General features: G+C 47.4%; 18 protein-coding genes. All 18 read right to left on the reverse strand.

Annotated elements, in window-relative coordinates:
* Positions 1-58: 58 nt before the first annotated feature.
* Entirely contained in the window at positions 59-1,189 is a 1,131-nt protein-coding gene (gene flhB, locus CAG69_RS04685) for a flagellar biosynthesis protein FlhB (protein ID WP_005380490.1), read from the reverse strand.
* Positions 1,190-1,192: 3 nt separating this feature from the next.
* Positions 1,193-1,975 carry a flagellar biosynthetic protein FliR gene (fliR, locus tag CAG69_RS04690; RefSeq protein WP_005384463.1) on the reverse strand — a complete coding sequence of 261 codons (783 nt, stop codon included), beginning with the start codon at positions 1,973-1,975 and terminating at the stop codon, positions 1,193-1,195.
* Positions 1,976-1,983: 8 nt separating this feature from the next.
* On the reverse strand, positions 1,984-2,253 hold the full coding sequence (gene fliQ, locus CAG69_RS04695; protein WP_005380488.1) for a flagellar biosynthesis protein FliQ: 270 nt from the start codon (positions 2,251-2,253) through the stop codon (positions 1,984-1,986).
* A 24-nt stretch (positions 2,254-2,277) separates the two neighbouring features.
* On the reverse strand, positions 2,278-3,147 hold the full coding sequence (fliP, locus tag CAG69_RS04700; RefSeq protein ID WP_161442969.1) for a flagellar type III secretion system pore protein FliP: 870 nt from the start codon (positions 3,145-3,147) through the stop codon (positions 2,278-2,280).
* Entirely contained in the window at positions 3,134-3,547 is a 414-nt protein-coding gene (gene fliO, locus CAG69_RS04705) for a flagellar biosynthetic protein FliO (protein WP_152811796.1), read from the reverse strand. The genes fliP and fliO overlap by 14 nt, the downstream gene beginning before the upstream one ends.
* A 1-nt stretch (position 3,548) precedes the next feature.
* Entirely contained in the window at positions 3,549-3,959 is a 411-nt protein-coding gene (gene fliN, locus CAG69_RS04710) for a flagellar motor switch protein FliN (RefSeq protein WP_012841530.1), read from the reverse strand.
* A 59-nt stretch (positions 3,960-4,018) separates the two neighbouring features.
* Positions 4,019-5,065: a flagellar motor switch protein FliM gene (gene fliM / locus CAG69_RS04715; protein WP_006741703.1), complete on the reverse strand. Its 1,047-nt coding sequence runs from the start codon at positions 5,063-5,065 to the stop codon at positions 4,019-4,021.
* Positions 5,066-5,072: 7 nt separating this feature from the next.
* Positions 5,073-5,576, reverse strand: a complete 504-nt coding sequence (gene fliL / locus CAG69_RS04720) for a flagellar basal body-associated protein FliL (RefSeq protein WP_005380477.1) — start codon at positions 5,574-5,576, stop codon at positions 5,073-5,075.
* A gap of 85 nt (positions 5,577-5,661) precedes the next feature.
* Entirely contained in the window at positions 5,662-7,533 is a 1,872-nt protein-coding gene (locus tag CAG69_RS04725; protein ID WP_161442972.1) for a flagellar hook-length control protein FliK, read from the reverse strand.
* 183 nt (positions 7,534-7,716) lie between these two features.
* The gene (gene fliJ / locus CAG69_RS04730) at positions 7,717-8,160 is read right to left on the reverse strand and encodes a flagellar export protein FliJ (RefSeq protein ID WP_161442974.1); all 444 of its coding nucleotides are present in this window, start codon (positions 8,158-8,160) and stop codon (positions 7,717-7,719) included.
* A 6-nt stretch (positions 8,161-8,166) separates the two neighbouring features.
* Positions 8,167-9,486 carry a flagellar protein export ATPase FliI gene (gene fliI / locus CAG69_RS04735; protein WP_161442976.1) on the reverse strand — a complete coding sequence of 440 codons (1,320 nt, stop codon included), beginning with the start codon at positions 9,484-9,486 and terminating at the stop codon, positions 8,167-8,169.
* Between the two features lie 3 nt (positions 9,487-9,489).
* Positions 9,490-10,290: a flagellar assembly protein FliH gene (fliH, locus tag CAG69_RS04740; RefSeq protein ID WP_161442978.1), complete on the reverse strand. Its 801-nt coding sequence runs from the start codon at positions 10,288-10,290 to the stop codon at positions 9,490-9,492.
* 71 nt (positions 10,291-10,361) lie between these two features.
* Positions 10,362-11,417, reverse strand: coding sequence for a flagellar motor switch protein FliG (gene fliG, locus CAG69_RS04745; protein WP_012841526.1), 1,056 nt, complete (start codon positions 11,415-11,417; stop codon positions 10,362-10,364).
* The gene (fliF, locus tag CAG69_RS04750) at positions 11,410-13,152 is read right to left on the reverse strand and encodes a flagellar basal-body MS-ring/collar protein FliF (RefSeq protein WP_006741698.1); all 1,743 of its coding nucleotides are present in this window, start codon (positions 13,150-13,152) and stop codon (positions 11,410-11,412) included. Before fliF ends, fliG begins: the two co-directional genes overlap by 8 nt.
* Before the next feature lie 14 nt (positions 13,153-13,166).
* Positions 13,167-13,478 (reverse strand): flagellar hook-basal body complex protein FliE, encoded by a 312-nt coding sequence (gene fliE / locus CAG69_RS04755; RefSeq protein ID WP_012841525.1) that lies wholly within the window; start codon positions 13,476-13,478, stop codon positions 13,167-13,169.
* A 122-nt stretch (positions 13,479-13,600) separates the two neighbouring features.
* The gene (locus CAG69_RS04760) at positions 13,601-15,010 is read right to left on the reverse strand and encodes a sigma-54-dependent transcriptional regulator (protein WP_046875536.1); all 1,410 of its coding nucleotides are present in this window, start codon (positions 15,008-15,010) and stop codon (positions 13,601-13,603) included.
* 36 nt (positions 15,011-15,046) lie between these two features.
* On the reverse strand, positions 15,047-16,078 hold the full coding sequence (locus CAG69_RS04765) for a sensor histidine kinase (RefSeq protein WP_046875535.1): 1,032 nt from the start codon (positions 16,076-16,078) through the stop codon (positions 15,047-15,049).
* Positions 16,079-16,274: 196 nt separating this feature from the next.
* A complete protein-coding gene (locus tag CAG69_RS04770; protein ID WP_161442980.1) occupies positions 16,275-17,741 on the reverse strand; it encodes a sigma-54 dependent transcriptional regulator in 1,467 nt (488 codons plus the stop codon).
* Positions 17,742-17,746: the final 5 nt, after the last annotated feature.

Genomic DNA, 17,746 nt, shown 5'->3' on the forward strand with positions numbered 1-17,746 from the left:
CAAGTAGAGCTTAATATCTGATTAAATTAGCCTTTTTAGAATTAGGCTTCTTTTAGTATTAGTGCCGGTGTTCTGGCGGGATTGGCAAATCGTAATCCTGAATTTTGGGGCGCTGTCCACCTCGTTTTCGGTATTGCTTCAACTGGAATACAAATGCCAAAACCTGAGCCACCGCAGTAAATAATCCATCGGGGATCTCTTGTTCTAGCTCAGTAGTATGGTACAGCGCACGAGCAAGTGGCGGAGCTGGTACAATTGTGATGTCATGCTCTCGGGCGACTTCTCGAATCTTCATCGCCATGTGGTCAGTACCTTTAGCGATCACGACTGGCGCACGGTCTGTCTTCTGTTTATAACGAAGCGCTACCGAGAAGTGCTCTGGGTTAGTAACAATAACATCAGCTTGAGGAACATCCGCCATCATTCGACGTTGAGCCGCTTCCCTTTGCAACATACGAATACGGCCTTTCACTTCCGGCTTACCTTCAGTCTCTTTGTATTCGTCTTTGACTTCTTGCTTGGTCATTTTTAACTGATCAGCGTGCTGCCAGATTTGAAATGGAATATCGATGGCAACCACAATCAATAGCGAGCAACTGATCAGCAAAATAAAGTTCAGCAAAATATCTAAAGCATGGAAGATGTTTTGCGGATACACATCCATGCTCAATTGAATCAGATCGGCCTGCGATGCTTGGATCAAATAGATGGCGACACCAGTAACCAAAACCACTTTAAGAATTGATTTGATCAACTCCACCCAGCTTTGCATTCCGACCATCCGCTTTAAACCGCTAAGCGGATTCATTTTCGACAGCTTTGGCATGGCCGCTTGAGCAGAAAAACTGATTCCTCCCACACCCGCAGCACCAATCATGGCGGCAGTAAACAATGTCGCTAACACTAAAAATAGTGGGAACAACAAATCACTCATCGCGCCCAAAGCGATATCAAACAGTTTTGCCGTATCGAAAATCTCTTCTCGTTGAAGATCAAATAAACGGCTCATGATGGAAAACAGTGAGCGTGCCAACGCCTCGCCAAACCACATCAGTGAAATGGCGCCAACGATCAGTACAGATGCTGATGCGAGTTCTTTAGACCGAGCAACCTGCCCCTTTTCTCTGGCTTGTTGTAACCGTCGGGGCGTGGCTTCTTCGGTGCGTTCCTGACCGTCTGATTCTGCCAATTCTTAGCACTCCAAGCGAATGAGCCGACAAATCTGCGCCTCACCCACTGTCCAGAACATTTCATAATGACTGTAAAGGCCAGCCAGTATGTACCAACACAGTAATAGACCCACCATCAAAGCAAAAGCAAAACCAAGCGAGAAGATATTCAGCTGTGGTGCAGCACGGGTCATTACACCAAACGACAAGTTAATGGTCAGTAGTGCAATAATGCCGGATAGAGACATACTCAATGCCGTTTGGAACATAATACCAAGCCAGCCTGCCATTTCACGGAAATCAACCGCGTTGAGCGAGCCGGAGCCAATCGGCAAAGTTTTAAAACTGAACACCACCAATTGCAGCATTTTCAAGTGCCCATCGGTGGCAAGGAAAAACATTGTCGTCAAAAACATGAATAACTGACCAAGCAATGGCGTGTTCTGACCATTTGCGGGATCAACCATAGAAGCGAAACCCAAACTTGATTGCATACCCAATATTTGTCCCAACAAGACAAAGGTTTGAATCATAAATTGAGTGACCATACCCATCGCAATACCGATGATCATTTGCTCGGCAATGGTCATAAAACCCCGAAACGAGAGCAACTCAATGTCTTGAGGCACTGCAGGGATCGCTGGCATGACGGCAAAAGTGATGGCTAACCCGAGGTAAAGGCGGATTCTTGGCGAAACAAATCGGGCCCCGGTTACTGTCATCACCATCAACATGGATGAGATACGAACATAGGGCCAGAAGTAGTTTGCGATCCAATCTAAGACAACGCTAGTCGGGTACTCCATAGGCGCCTCTAATAAAGCACCTGAGGTAAGCGTTCAATCAAGCCATAGAAATATTCCATCAACATTTGCGTCATCCAATGCCCAAACAGCATCAGGGCCAAAAGCGTGACAATCAAACGCGGTAAGAAGCTCAATGTTTGTTCGTTGATGGATGTCGCAGCTTGAAAAATCGCGACTACAAGGCCGATAAGCAAGCTTGGGATGATAATAGCGCAGACCATGATAAGCACCATCCAAAGTGCTTCACGGAAAAGCTCGACAAACATTTCTGGTGTCATGTCTTATCCTCTATCTGCGCTTATCTAAAGGGCAAAGCTGCCCGCAAGTGTCGAGAGTATCAAGTTCCAACCATCGACCAATACGAACAACATCAACTTGAACGGCAACGAAACAATCATTGGTGACAACATCATCATACCCATTGCCATCAGTACCGAAGCGACTACAAGGTCAATAATCAAAAACGGCAAGAAGAGCATAAAGCCAATTTGGAATGCAGTTTTTAGCTCTGAGGTGATGAAAGCCGGAATCAATACCGCCATCGACACATCTTCTGGATTATCGACTTGCTCTCCTGACATGGTTACAAACGTCTCCAAATCTTTGATTCGGGTCTGTTTAAGCATGAACGCTTTCATTGGTGCTTGTGCAGCATCAAACGCTTCTCTCGCAGTGACTTGCTCATTCAAATAAGGCTGAACGGCTTTATCGTTGATTTCGTTCAGGACAGGAGACATAACAAAAAAGGTCAAAAAAAGCGCTATACCAATGATGACCTGATTAGACGGCGTTTGTTGCAAACCCATTGCCTGACGCAATATCGACATCACCACCACAATTCGAGTAAACGACGTCATTAAAATCACCATGGCAGGCAAGAAGCCAAGCATGGTCATTAACGCTAAAATTTGTAGTGTAACCGAGTAATCTTCACTGCCATCAGGGTTCGTGGTCATGGTGAATGCTGGAATACCACCGCCACTAGAAACGGACATAGCACGACTGGCGCCAGTATCACTTTGCATCGCCTGGACTGTAACGCTACTTCCATCGGCTAAGTTATCTGGCAGGGCTGACTCCTCTGCTTCAGCAAAGGTAAATGAAGAAAACAGCACGCCGACAAAAAGTAACAACGTACTCAGGAGCAAACGAATTGGATTACCCTTTGTCATGTTTTTTGATCAGCTGGCTAAATTGAGTCGCAAAAGCATTGGTCGCCAACTCTTCCTCTTTCAGTGGCTTATCTAACTTGGCTAACGTTTGGATTGATTGGCTGGTAATTCCAACCAAAAACTGCTCTTCACCCACTTGAACTACGGCGATTCTTTCTTTGGTGCCCACTGGCAACTGACTCACAATACGCAAGCCTTTTTGTTGTCCCATCGCAGGCACTTGCATACGTTTAAGTAGCCAAGCCAACAAAAGAATCACACCGATCACAAGCACAAGCGAGCCCAGTGTCGTCGCAAGATCCAGATTATTTGGTGCGGCAGCAAATGCATAAGGAGCACTCAGCATTAAGCTCAGTGCTCCAGTGATTTGCTTCAATCGCGTTTTGATTGAGCAGCTCATCTTAACGTAGCTTCTTAATTCGTTCAGTTTGGCTGATCACATCCGTCAAACGGATACCAAACTTATCGTTCACGACCACGACTTCGCCATGCGCAATCAGTGTACCGTTGACTAATACGTCCAATGACTCGCCCGCTAGACGATCCAACTCAACAACCGAACCTTGGTTCAATTGCAACAAGTTCCGAATGCTGATTTGTGAACGACCGACTTCCATCGAAATCGTCACCGGAATATCCATGATGGTGTCGAGTTTACGGCGCTCATCTTCGGTAATTGGGCTTGAAGTGTCTTTTAGCTCTTCCAGTGGCGCGGCCAATACTTCATCTACGTCAACAGAAGGTGCAGACGGGTCTTCGCCAAGAGCGGCTGCCCATTCATCTGCTAGCTTTTGATCGTCACTTGGTTCCATTTTTCTATCCTGTGTTAAGCCTTATTTAATGCCAAAGCATGTATGTTCAATAAGGTATCTTAATCGTCTATATCGTCTTCATTCTCAAGCTCTGACATGATGTCTTTGCCCAAGAAAGCTAAATCTGTTTTGACTACATGTGGGCGCTCAATTTCCTCAGAAATTTGCACCGCTAATTTGTCTTCCGAACGGCCCATTTTTACGCGATAGGTCGGCAGGTCTTCCACAAACATTGTCGCATGTTCTGGCATTTCAATCGGGATGATGTCACCCGGTTGCAATTCCATGAGGTCACGCAAAGAGATGTCTTTTTCAAGCAAGTTAACGCGGAAGTTAACCGGACAATCCATGATCTCTTCACGTAATGCTGAGCTCCAACGGACGTCTGTCTCCATCTTGTCGGACTGAACACCTGCATCCAACAGTTCACGGATCGGCTCAACCATGGAGTAAGGCATAACGACATGAAAATCGCCGCCGCCACCATCGACCTCAATGTGGAAAGAACTCACGACAATCACTTCTGTCGGGCTGACAATGTTAGCCATACTTGGGTTTACTTCAGAGTCGAGATATTCGAACTCCACCCCCATCACTGGCGACCACGCTTCTTTGTAGTCTTCAAATACAATCTTCAGCAGCAGCTGAATGATACGGCGTTCCGTTGGGGTAAATTCGCGCCCTTCAATTTTGGCATGGAATCGACCATCCCCACCAAAGAAGTTTTCTACCAGAATAAAGACTAAGCGAGCCTCCATGGTGATCAACGCTGTGCCTTTTAACGGACGAAAACGCACCATGTTCAAACTGGTTGGCACGTACAATGTGTTCTGGTATTCACCAAACTTCATCATCTGTACGCCATTGATCGACACTTCTGCCGTTTTACGCAGCATATTAAACAGACTAATACGCATGTGCCGTGCAAAGCGCTCGTTGATAAGTTCGAGCGTCGGCATTCGACCACGTACAATTCTGTCTTGCGACGAGAAATCAAAATTGACGGCACCTTCGTTGTCGTTTTCTATCGGTTCATCGACGTCATCAACATCGTCAACCCCGTGCAATAGCGCATCAATTTCGTCTTGGCTTAATAGATCGGTCACGTTTTACCTATTGAATAACAAAATCTGTAAACAGTACTTTTTCAATCACTGGCTTACCGACCGCAGCATTCAGCGCTGCTTTGATATCTTCGGAAGCACGATCGCGCAATTCCACTCGTCCTGTAGGAGAGCGCAATTGATCAACCGTCGCGGAAGCAAACGTTGATAGCATAGAGCTTTCAATCAATGGCGAATGATACCGCGCCAACTCTTCATTTTCTGCACCGCGAACCATTAACTGCGCTTTAATTTGAACCAGCCTATCGCGGCTATCCCCAGTAACGTTAAATACAAATGCCTGAGGAAGATTCACATACGCGATGGGCGCAGCATCCGATGCCTTCACTTGAGCCTGTTGAGACGATTCAGCCTGAGCAGGTTCATCAGAGCCCATTAGAAAAAATGCCGCTGCCCCGCCACCAAGTAGTAATACTACAACAGCGATGATGATGATAAGTAACTTGCTTTTTCCTTTCGGCGCATCGGCCCCTTGTAACTGTTCTTCTGCCATTCTTGTCTCTTATTGTTCTTTTGAGTTACCAAGACGTTTTAGTGAGTTGCTTGGTAACCGTATGCCATTGCCGTTAAACGGCCTTTTACGCGTAAAAACTAATTCCATCACGCTTTGAAGCGACATTCAAATCCAGATTGACATCAGATTCAAAACCCCCTTCGGACTGTCCAGAAAAGCCGCCACTTTGCGCGCTTTGACCATGTTGTTCAGCAGTATATCTACCTTGCTGTTGCCCGCTGTTTTGTTGCTGGACGGAAGAATCAGCCAGTTGCATGCCCTGCTGCGCCAACATCTCTCTCAAGCGAGGAAGCGTCTGTTCAATGATGTCACGCGCTTGCGGGTTGTTCACCGTAAAATGCACATTAGCTACATCGTTGTTCATCGTCATACGAATTTGCATACGACCTAATTCTGGTGGATCAAGACGAATATCGAGGTTTTTTAGGTTCTTCGACATCATCATTTGCACTTTTTCCGCCACTTGTTCATTGGCCAACTCTTTGGTCAGTTGCAACGGAAGCTGAGCTTGCTGCGCGGCATCAATACGCGCTTGTTGCTGCACGTTTGTTCCTTGTTGACCCGCCATCGCCTGAAGCTGCCCTGCTAAACCATGTTGAAGTTCTGGTTTATCTTGCTTATCCGCTGTCGCTTTAAGTGCACCAGCAGTCAATGCGGCATTCACAACTTTCTGGTTAACCTCTCCGTCCTTTACGCCTTGAAGCGCCGTCGGCAAATGAGCTGAGGCCAACGCATCTGGCATCGGAGATAATGCGACTTTATCTGTACTCTGAACAGCTTGTGGCTGAGCTGATTGAGTCGCAAAATTAAGGGCTTGCTGAGACATCCCCATAGGTGTAGCCTGGCGAGCCAAATGCTGTTGTCCTTGCTGCTCGGCGAGAACCTGTTTAACGTCAGTAGGAAGCGCAACAAACTGGGCAAGATCTTGCTCAGGAATATCGGCAATGACCGTCCCTTTTTTCAACCCTTCTATGATCTCAGTTTCTTGCTGAGTCAGTGGTTTTCCCTGCGCCAGTTTGGTATCTATGAGTTCGAGTTCATCCAAGGAGACTCGTGGAAGCGCGTCGATGTTGGAACCATCAACGTCTGTTAACAACGGCGACAGCTCATTAGCTACTTCACCACTGACCGCGCTCTTAGCCGTCGGATGGCTGGCTTGTTTCGCTAGCTCTTGCCAAGCAGCAAACTCAGACGAGAGCTTATCGACATCGATAGGTTGACCATGCTTATCTAAAATTGGCTCTAAGCCTTGCCCAGCCATTGCCTGCACTTGTTCAAGCGATTGAGCTAATGGAATGTCATTCAAAGCAAGTTCATCAATGTCTGTTGTTTGCCCGTTGAACGAGTGTTCTAAACCCGCTCGTTGAGGCAAAACTTTGCCACTATCGATGGATGCATTATTCGCTTTCAAGGTTTGATTCGCTTGTTCAATACGACCAAGCAGCTGTTGTCCTTCACCCATCGCGCTTTTTGCGCCATTAGCAGCTGAAGGGGCGTTCGAGAGTGAACCGACTTTCTCAGTGACATCAGCATCATTTTGCGAGTGCGCGCCTTGTTTGGCTTCCAGTAGGCTTGCTTCATCACTTTGAATGGTGTTCGCATGCTCTGTCAGCATGTCGCCAGAGCTGCTTTGCTCTTGATGGCTTTCTTGCGCCAGAAACTCTTCGACGTCGTTACTGCTCTCTTGAGCCACGTCTGTGACCGTATCTTGGCTATCAGCGTCGCCAGACGAAAGCTTGTTAACCTCGGCACTGTTTTGTTCTTCACCGTTTTGTGATTTCGTTGCTACTTTTTCTGACTTTTGTGAACCTGAAAATGCATCCGTCAAGGTTTCTAAAAATCCCTTGTTCTCCGCATTTTCTGTAGGTGCTTGTGCGGCAGAGTCAGACACTGACGTCTTGCTCGTCGCAGAAACATTGGACAAATTCACATTCATATAGAAATTCTCATTATCAGCAGCTTCGAGCGCTAGGCCGCTGCTAAATTGCACACGGTGGCAAATTTAGGTTATTGGGGTGATCATCTACAAAGTTATCTGCAAAAATTACGCCAATAACAAGCTCATTGCTGCACTGACAAATCGAGTGCCATAAGTGGAAGCAACGTCAATTTTTAAACATTAAAAAGGCTTCGCTCGACGGCTGTATAGCAACGTTGAAAACTCGTCCATTTGCTTTTGTTCCCGTTTGGCTTCAGCAAGCTGTTTCTCTTTCTCACGCTTTTCGATCATCCACTCATAGGATTTGCGTTCTTTGCGTACTGTTAACCAGTGTTCTTGACAGTTTTCTACCTGTTCTTTGAAATGACTTTCCGCTTGTTTCTGCTTAGATAACGTTTCGTCTAGCTGAGTGAGAAAGCGATTTAAATGCCCATATTCGCTTGCCGTTAAGCCAGCCTGCCCACGGTCGATAAGCTGTTGGCAATAATCAAGGCGATACTTTTCGATTTGCTCAACCTGACGGTAATAATCTTCAAGTTCAGAACGCGCTTTGTTCAGCGCAAGTACGGCCTGATCTTCACGCTCTTTAGTCTGCTCAAGTAGGAACTCCATCGCATTGTTCATGCGCTATCACCCGCCCAAAATGTTTCTAAGCATGTTGACGCACATATCGTATGGCACCGATTCTTTCATGCTCTGCTGTAAGTATTCGTCTAACTTTGGCTTCAATGTAAACGCGCCATCGATAGCAGGATCGGTGCCCGGTTTGTACGCCCCAATCGAGACCAAATCTTGGTTCTTGCGGCAAATCGACAAGACCTGACGTACCGCTTTCGACATCAGAACATGTTCTTCAGTGGTGATTTGCGGCATAACACGGCTAACCGACTTTTCGACGTCAATCGCAGGATAATGACCTGCATCCGCCATTTCACGGGACAGCACAATGTGACCATCAAGAATTGCCCGCGATGCATCCGCAATCGGGTCTTGTAAATCATCGCCCTCGGTCAACACGGTAAAGAACGCCGTAATTGAGCCTTGTTCGGCGCTTCCGTTACCCGCACGCTCAACCAAAGCAGGTAGCTTAGCGAACACAGATGGCGGATAGCCTTTTGTCGCTGGCGGCTCACCAACAGAAAGGGCGATTTCACGCTGTGCTTGCGCAAAACGCGTCAAGGAATCCATCAATAACAGAACGTCCAAACCTTGATCGCGAAAGTACTCGGCAATGGTTAAGGCGGTTTGACAGCCTTTCAAACGCATCAATGGTGAAGCATCGGCAGGCGCAGCCACCACAACAGAGCGACGTCGTCCATCCTCACCTAAAATCTCTTCGATAAACTCTTTAACTTCGCGTCCACGCTCACCTATCAGACCAACCACAACAACTTGTGCGGTTGTACCTCGCGTCATCATGCCAAGCGTGACCGATTTACCCACACCAGAGCCGGCAAACAGACCGATACGCTGACCTTTACCTACCGTCAATAATCCGTTAATCGCTTTCAAGCCCACATCAAGTGGCTCTGAAATTGGCTTTCGAGCCAGCGGGTTGATTGGCTCAGCATTAAAAGAGGCGCGATGATCGGTATACAACGGGCCAAGTCCATCAAGCGGATTACCAACCCCGTCAATCACTCGACCAAGCAACTCCATGCCAACAGGCAAGCCAGCGTCAGTGGTTAATGGCGTCACTCTAGCGCCAGGCAAAATGCCCGTAATTTGCTCGCTTGGCATCAAAAATAGGTTATCACCTGAAAAACCGACGACCTCGGCTTCCATCTGACCGGACATGGTTTCCACTAAGCATAAACTGCCAATTGGCGCGCGACAGCCTGTCGCTTCCAACGTTAACCCAACCACCCGAACCAGTTTGCCAGAGGCAACTGGGCGCGTCGTTAAGCCTTCAACTTTGTAGTTTCTTAAACGGTCAGCCAATGCTTGCATGGATTACTCACCCTCTTGATGACGGTTTGCACCACAAAAACTGTGCAACACGCTTTTGACGCGCTCTTCCATACGGTAGTTAATGCTTGATTCACCCGCTTCAATCTGGACGTCGCCTCGATTGAGTGATGGCTCAGCAACCAACGTCCAGTTGCGGCAATCAAGGTCTTCTTCGCCGTAGGCTGAACGAATAATCGCAACGTCTTCTGGGTTCAGGTGCAAGGTAATGGGGTGACCTGATATTGGCAGCGATTCAACCGACTGCTTAACCGTGTCTAAAATAATTTGAGGGTTGGTTTGTACTTCGACATGCACGACTTCTTTAACTAAACAGAGCACCATGTCCACCAGCTGCTTTTCAACCTGAGCATTCATTAGCTCTAACGGCTGAGCAAACTGGTTCGCTAAGTTCATAAAGGTTTCGACTTGCTGCTGAATATATTCTTGACCTGCGGTCACGCCTTCGGCTTTTCCAAGCTCCAGCCCTTCAGCATGGCCCGCTTGCAGGCCTTCTTCTTTGCCTTTGTCGTAACCTTGCTTAAAGCCGGCTTCTTGACCTTGATACAAACCTTCCTGATAAGCGCCTTGCTTGATCAGCTCTATCTGCTCTTCGGTAAGCTCAAGTGCTTGCTCTTCTTCTGGTTCTTCAAGATTCGGTACCCAACCCGGGTCATAGTTAAACGCAGTTTGTTTTGCTTGCTTGGCTTTGGGCTCGCCATAATCAGGCAACCCCCAACGTTGTGGTTCGATCATCGAATCATCTTCATCAGGACGGATAAATCCACGTTTTCTTTCGCCAGCCATGGGTTACCTATTATGTATTCGATTAAGAAGTGAGAGCGCTCCGCAATAGGATAATCGCGGAGCAATAGAGATTATAAGAATTCGTCCGCACCGCCAGACAACATGAGTTCGCCTGCATCGGCCATGCGACGAGCGATCGCTAGGATTTCTTTCTGTGCCGCTTCGACATCCGCCACGCGAACTGGCGGCATCGCTTCGATGTCATCACGCATCATCTCAGCCGCTCGTTTCGACATGTTCTTAAATACCTTCTCACGCAGAGAATCGTCGGCACCTTTAAGTGCTTTTTGCAACACGTCTTGTGGTACATCACGCAGCAATTTCTGAATACCTTGATCGTCCACTTCGACTAAGTTTTCGAAGACAAACATCAAGTCTTGAATTTGCGTCGCCATGTCTTCGTCTTGATCGCGAATCTGTTCCATCAACAAACCTTCGACGTTGTTGTCTAGATAGTTCATGATCTCCGCGGCTGCTTTCAGGCCGCCAATTTTGGCTGCTTGTGCACCCGCTTGACCCGCGAACTGTTTCTCCATGATTTCGTTCAGCTCTGCCAGTGCCGATGGCTGAACTTCTTCAAGGTTGGCAATACGCATCATCAGATCCAAACGCACGCGCTCAGGGAACTGAGACAAAATCTCCGCGGATTGGTCTGCTTCTAAATAAGACAAGACGATGGTTTGGATCTGCGGGTGTTCGTTGACAATGATGCTCGCCACTTGTCGTGGGTCCATCCATTTCAGTGAATCCAAGCCTTTTGAACCCGTACCAAGTAGGATCTGGTCAACTAAGTTGTTGGCTTTGTCTTCACCAAGAGCCGCCACCAGCGCATTACGCATGAAGTCTTCGCTGCCCATGCCGATGTTGGTGTATTTCTGGATGTCCTCCAAAAACGCACGGTGAACGGCTGACACCTTGTCTTGGCTGAGATCTTTCGCCTTAGCCATCGCACTACCCACACGCTGGACCTGTTTTGGCTCTAGGTGACGAATAATGCCAGCGGCATCTTGTTCATTGAGGCTCAGTAGCAAAATTGCTGCTTTTTCTTCGCCAGTAATGGTTGAGACATCCAGCTCAACTGGCATTCCCGCGGCGTTGTCATCTTGAGGTACGATATCGTTAGCCATTGTCATTCATCCAGTTTTTCACTACTTGAGCAGCCAGTTCAGGTTCATTCGCAACCAGAGCGCGAACCGCTTTCAATACATCTTCATCTTTATGAAGGTTTGGCAAATCAATACTTGAACCAAACTCAAACAGTTCGCTGCTTTCAATGTCGCTGCCAATCAGGCTAGTTTCACCATCCGCACCAATCGGCAAGCCGTCTGGTCCGTACATTTCGTCTTCGTCATCACTGGTAGGGTTAAGCAATTTCTTCATTGCTGGGCGAACCAATACCAATACGACAACGATGATCACCAATGCACTTGCGAACCAACGAACCCAGTCACTGAAGTTAGGGTGCTCCCAAATTGGTGGTTCTTCCAGCTGTTCAGCCTCAGGCTCTGCAAACTTCACACTCAGTACATTCAACAAATCACCACGGCCTTGGTCAAAACCAACCGTACCAATTAAGACTTGGCGAATGGCATTGATTTCCGATTCGGACATCGGGGTATAGGTCACTTCTCCCGTATCTGGGTTGACCTGACGACGGTCCTTAATCGCAACAGAAACTGTCTGACGAGCAACCGTCCCCGTCTGCTTGCGCTCATGGCTGATGGTGGTATCAAGCTCAAAGTTACGCGTGGATTCTTTACGCACCGACCCCTGCCCCATGACAGAACCGTCTTTCATCTGAGCCACATCTTGCGGAATAGAGGCATCCGCTGGAGGCTGATTACTTAACGCCCCCGGAATACCCGCTACCATATTGCCGTTATTGTAATCCTCTAATGCGTACTCACTGCGGGTTGCAGGGGTATTGGGATCAAAGCGTTTGCGAGTTTGTTCAACCGCGCTGAAATCCATTTGGATATCGACCTGCGCCGTGTAGTTGCCATAACCTAAAATAGGTAATAGCACTGAATCAATTTTTTCACGCAGCGCTTGTTCCTGGCTACGCTCTAATTCTTGCTCTTTGCGTCGCGCGGCAGAAGCAGGGTCTTGAGAGCCTGAACTGAGCAAACGACCATGCTGATCTGTGACGGTAATGCGGGAAGTTTTCATTCCCGGAACGGCACTCGCCACCATGTCTACGATAGAATCCACTTCTTGCTGTTTGAGGTTCGTACCAGTCGACAGTGTCAAAAATACGGAGGCTGATGCTTCTTGGTTATGACGCACAAAAACACTGTGCTTTGGTAGCGCCAATAAGACTCGCGCTTTACGAACTTGCTTCATTTCCTCAATCGCTTGAGCCAATTGACGTTCTCGACTGAGTTTAAGGCGCTCTTGCTCTAAACGTTGTGATACGCCAAAGCCCATATCTTGCAGCAAAATATCATCGCCCGCCTCTGTGGCTTGGTTTACGCCCGAGCGAACCATGCCAAGTTTGATCGAGTTGTATTCGCTCGATTCAACAGAAATGGTATTACCATCAAGCTTGTAATTGATTTTTTGCTGGTCCAGATAATCCAAAACGGGGATCAACTCTTCGGTCTCATACGCTCCAAGCGGGCGCATCTCCGGCTCTTTGACCCAAAAGAACAGCATCACGATCAATGCAACACAGATGGAGATTGACAGCACAAGTACAACTTGACGAAGTAAATCAAGGTCACCCACTGCCATATCAAATTTTGACGCACTGCGCTCCTCTAGATCTGGATTTTGACTCTCCACATCTACGTCGGAACTTGCTACCAGTGCACCATCTGAGCCGCCTTCAGTGACGGTTAAATCTGTAGACTTGTCTGCCACACTTATTACCTAAATTACACTGGCATGTTCATGAGGTCTTTATACGCCTCAACGAGTTTATTGCGAATTTGAACCGTCGCATCAAAAGCGACACTAGACTTGTTACGAGCAATCATAACGTCAGAAAGGGAAACATCGGCATCACCACGATCAAAACGGGTTTGTAAATCACCGGATGCTTTTTGAAGTGTGTTCACGTTATTGATGGCTTTAGTTAGGAGATCATTAAAATCTGCTCCAACTTTCGCCCCACTTGCAGTAGGAGCAGTATTGGTTGCTTCTACCATCATGGCGCGCATTTCTGCCTGAATACCATCAACTTTCATTAGCACCTCTAAGCCAAAAGATTGACTATTAACAAAACTGATTATTAACACAGCAATTAACGTGCCATAAGACATTAGTTAGCGGTTTGCTTACACTTTTTGTCTTATGGCGATTGCACATGTTAATTTGGGATATCTATACCAGCATCACGCATTTTGGCAAGCTTGTAGCGCAAGGTTCGTGGGCTTATGCCCAGTTTCTCCGCCATTTCTTTGCGTCGGCCGTTACACTCCACCAAGGTTTCCAAAATAATGGCGTATTCTTGGTCACGCAGCTCGCTGCCCAAGCCCTCCCCGCCAGATACCGGACGGTTCACACTCTCAGGTTGAGCGACTGGCTTAACATTAGGTACCACCATCTCTGCATTTTGCACCACATGTTGCAAGCTGTTGGCATCTTGCCAATCCACCCCTTCTAGTAAGATGTGCTCAGCGTCGATATCACCATTCTCACTTAAGATAAGAGCTCGTTGCACCACGTTATCCAGCTCACGAACGTTACCTGGCCAAGGGTATTGCAGCAGTTTTTCTACCGCAACGGCTGAAAATTGAGGCACTGGCATCCCCATCTTGCTGCAATGACGCTCAGCAAGATGCTTGGCAAGTGGCGCAATATCGCCTTTGCGTTCGTTCAGTGCTGGCCACGCAATTGGGAACACATTCAGGCGGTAGTATAAATCTTCACGGAAGTTGCCTTCTGAGACGTACTGCTTGAGATCACGGTTACTGGTCGCGAGCACGCGTACATCCAGCTTGATGCTCTTACGACTGCCAAGGCGCTCCACTTCACGCTCTTGCAAAACACGTAATAGTTTCGCTTGCAGGTTTAAGTCCATTTCGCTGATTTCATCCAGCAAGATTGTACCGCCTTGCGCTTGTTCGAACTTTCCTGGGCATGCCTGAACAGCACCAGTAAATGCGCCCTTTTCATAGCCAAACAGTGTCGCTTCCAGCATGTTGTCTGGAATCGCCGCACAGTTGATCGCAACAAATGGACCATCTTTACGGTTTGATGCGTTGTGAATATAACGCGACATCACTTCTTTACCTGAGCCACTCGGACCTAGCACCATAACATTCGCATCTGTACGTGCCACTTTATCGGCCAATGCAAGTAGGCGCAGACTTTTTTCATCTGCCACGACCGCGTCACCATTGTCATCGCTTTTGATCGGTGCATATCGACTGACCATGTTCAGCAATACTTCTGGTGCAAATGGTTTCGCCATGTAGTCAATCGCGCCGTCTTTCATTGCCGACACGGCATCCTCAATGTTGGCGTACGCCGTCATTAACAGTACTGGTAAGTTAGGCCAATTCTGCTTGATGTTTTTGAGCAGAGCCAACCCGCCCATACCTGCCATTTGCACGTCAGAAACGACGATATCGACAGTATTCGATTTGAGTTTTAGTAGTGCGTCTTCCGCACAGTCAGCTTCTAACCACTCATACCCTGCCAGAGCCAGAGTATCCACTAGGGCTTCACGAAGACCTTCATCGTCTTCTACGATCAGCACTTTGCTTTGCGCCATTCTGATTCTCCAGTAATTGTTATTACCAGAAGCTGCTTACTGCGCTTCTGGTTGCACTCGCTCTAGCGGAATGCACATGGTAAAGCAGGCTCCATCACCCTGCTCTGAAATAAGTTCCAATCGACCGTCATGGGCACGGCAAACCATTTGAACAACAGCCAGCCCTAACCCGGTTCCTTGAGAACGCGTGGTAAAAAATGGCTCCATAATTTTGGCTTGTAGTTCTTCAGGTACACCCGGTCCGCTGTCTTGCACTGAAATGCGCAACTCACCATTTACCGGGCGGAAAAAAATATCGACTTGCGACTCTTTACCAGACATCTGAATCGCATTCATGACAAGGTTGCTCAACGCGGATGCAATCGCATTCGCATTGCCTAGCAACTCAGTTTGTTCTTCTTCCACTTCTAGGCAGTAATCAATACCGTTATTTTTTAGCGCGGTTTCGACCATCGGCTGATATTCCGCCACCAACTGAGCAATCGTAAATGGCTTAATGACTTTATTATCACCACCTTTAGCAAAAAGCAGCATATCATTAACCTGCTTTTCCAAATCGTGCAGTCGATCCATTAATTTGGTTTGAAAGCGATCCCTTGTCGCTGGTGGAAGGTTTGGCGCTCCCAAATTGGATGCATATAGCATGGCGCTCGATAGCGGCGTTCTTACCTGATGAGCAAGCGACGCTACCATACGCCCTAACGACGACAAGCGTTGTAAATCACTCACACGAGCTTGAAGTAAGCGAGTTTCGGTTAAATCGGTAATCAGGATCAATTGACCTGTCGTAGAAGCCGAAATGGCTAATCGAACTTTACGACCATTCCGCAGGGAAACTTCGTGACCATCATCCTCACGAGGATCAAACACCGCCTGAATAATGTTGAACCATTTTTCATTAACCAGTGGAATCTCAAGAATTCGGTGCGCCTCTGGGTTTGCTTCACGCACTATGCCGTACGTGTCGAGCAGAATCACTCCGGCAGGCATCACATCAAGCACCTGCTTATAGCGCTCAACCTGATTTTCTACGGAATCTAAATGGGATTGGTTGGTGTTGTTATCCATTACTGCCTGTCGAAATATCGCCACTAAAACTAAAATAGCTTGGTAAGCAATTAGCGTACCAATCTATTTTTTATATTTATCATGACGTTAAGTCATCGACAATAAGTTGACACCCTCAGATAACGGTTTTTGGTGTCAGAAAAACGATGCTAAATAGCCCAAATGATTTAGATATCGTCTTAAATCTCAACGTTGCCTAGCGTTGTAAGTTGTACTTACGCATTTTTTCCACCAACGTTGTACGTCGCATACCCAGCATATCAGCGGCTCGTGCCACGACCCCACCTTGTGCTTCTAACGCTTGGCTGATCATATTAACTTCTAAATCAGCCAACAGCTCTTTCAGATTTACACCTTCAGGCGGCAGCGCTTGCGGAGCGTTCATGCTGTGGTCAAGATCGTCTTGATCATCAAAACTAAAGTCTTCTGAGAAGATGTCTTGGAACACATCACGCTCTTGTTCTTCAACCGAAATAAACGGATTACTTTCTGGTTGGAACTCCGGGATATCACTGTAGCGATATTTGGTTGGTAAGTGGTTTACATCGACCAAGCTATTTGGGTACAGAATGATCATTCGCTCAACAAGGTTGGCTAACTCACGCACGTTACCCGGCCAGTTGTGCTCCATCAGTGAATTGATCGCACGAGGGGTAAAACAGATAGGCTGGCCACCCTCCGCCTCCAGACGCGTCATCAACTCTTGCAGCAGCAATGGAATATCTTGTTTGCGCTCTTTCAGCGCAGGCATCTCGATTGGAAACACGTTCAAACGATAGAACAAGTCTTCTCGGAACGTGCCTTCTTCAATCATACTTTCTAGATTACGGTGTGTTGCCGCGACAACTCGAACATTGACCTTGATGGTGCTATTGCCACCCACACGTTCGAAACAGCGCTCTTGTAATACGCGAAGTAACTTAACTTGCATCGACATCGGCATATCGCCAATCTCATCAAGAAAGATCGTGCCACCGTCTGCGAGCTCAAATCGACCTTTACGTGCCGTTAACGCACCAGTAAACGCGCCTTTTTCGTGGCCAAACAATTCACTTTCTAGAAGTTCCGGTGGAATGGCACCACAGTTAATGGGCACAAAGGCACCACTGCTGTACGACGAATGATAGTGAATGTTACGCGCAACGACTTCTTTACCGGTACCAGATTCACCCAAGATCAACACGTTTGCCTCAGTGTTTGAGACTTGCTCGATCAGGTGACGAACTTCTTGAATACCTCTGCTTTGACCAACTAAGCTGCGAAAAAGCGTGTTTTTTCGTGCACTGGCAACGACATTGACCCCTTTTCGACCCAGAAAGTCTTTGCAGTGGCGTAATGCCTCACTAAGCTGTGGGTAATTAAGAGGTAGTTCTAGCTCACCTACAAAATTTGGAAGATCATCCACGGGCAACGGAAATCGGCCCATGACTAAAAGTGGGATGTGGTAGGCGCTGTTTAAATGAGAGATAACCGTATTCGCCGCTTGACCTGCTGGAATGTTACCAACAATACAGCACGACCATACGCTAGACCAATCAACATCGCTGAGCTGATCAGAACTGACCGCTTCGCAATTTTCTCCAACAAATTCCAATATATTGCTTAAATTTAAACGACTTGATGCGTCATCATCAATTACAAGCAGCTTTGCCAAACCTTGCATAAGTA

This window comes from Vibrio sp. V43_P6S15P86 (assembly GCF_009904725.1).
Classification (GTDB): Bacteria; Pseudomonadota; Gammaproteobacteria; order Enterobacterales; family Vibrionaceae; genus Vibrio; species Vibrio diabolicus.

Bases quoted from the DNA above. Each gene is read 5' to 3' on its own strand.
- fliR (WP_005384463.1), bottom strand. From the start codon at position 1,975: ATGGAGTACCCGACTAGCGTTGTCTTAGATTGGATCGCAAACTACTTC.
- fliQ (WP_005380488.1), bottom strand. From the start codon at position 2,253: ATGACACCAGAAATGTTTGTCGAGCTTTTCCGTGAAGCACTTTGGATG.
- fliP (WP_161442969.1), bottom strand. From the start codon at position 3,147: ATGACAAAGGGTAATCCAATTCGTTTGCTCCTGAGTACGTTGTTACTT.
- fliO (WP_152811796.1), bottom strand. From the start codon at position 3,547: ATGAGCTGCTCAATCAAAACGCGATTGAAGCAAATCACTGGAGCACTG.
- fliN (WP_012841530.1), bottom strand. From the start codon at position 3,959: ATGGAACCAAGTGACGATCAAAAGCTAGCAGATGAATGGGCAGCCGCT.
- fliL (WP_005380477.1), bottom strand. From the start codon at position 5,576: ATGGCAGAAGAACAGTTACAAGGGGCCGATGCGCCGAAAGGAAAAAGC.
- CAG69_RS04725 (WP_161442972.1), bottom strand. From the start codon at position 7,533: ATGAATGTGAATTTGTCCAATGTTTCTGCGACGAGCAAGACGTCAGTG.
- fliJ (WP_161442974.1), bottom strand. From the start codon at position 8,160: ATGAACAATGCGATGGAGTTCCTACTTGAGCAGACTAAAGAGCGTGAA.
- fliI (WP_161442976.1), bottom strand. From the start codon at position 9,486: ATGCAAGCATTGGCTGACCGTTTAAGAAACTACAAAGTTGAAGGCTTA.
- fliH (WP_161442978.1), bottom strand. From the start codon at position 10,290: ATGGCTGGCGAAAGAAAACGTGGATTTATCCGTCCTGATGAAGATGAT.
- fliG (WP_012841526.1), bottom strand. From the start codon at position 11,417: ATGGCTAACGATATCGTACCTCAAGATGACAACGCCGCGGGAATGCCA.
- fliE (WP_012841525.1), bottom strand. From the start codon at position 13,478: ATGAAAGTTGATGGTATTCAGGCAGAAATGCGCGCCATGATGGTAGAA.
- CAG69_RS04760 (WP_046875536.1), bottom strand. From the start codon at position 15,010: ATGGCGCAAAGCAAAGTGCTGATCGTAGAAGACGATGAAGGTCTTCGT.
- CAG69_RS04765 (WP_046875535.1), bottom strand. From the start codon at position 16,078: ATGGATAACAACACCAACCAATCCCATTTAGATTCCGTAGAAAATCAG.
- CAG69_RS04770 (WP_161442980.1), bottom strand. From the start codon at position 17,741: ATGCAAGGTTTGGCAAAGCTGCTTGTAATTGATGATGACGCATCAAGT.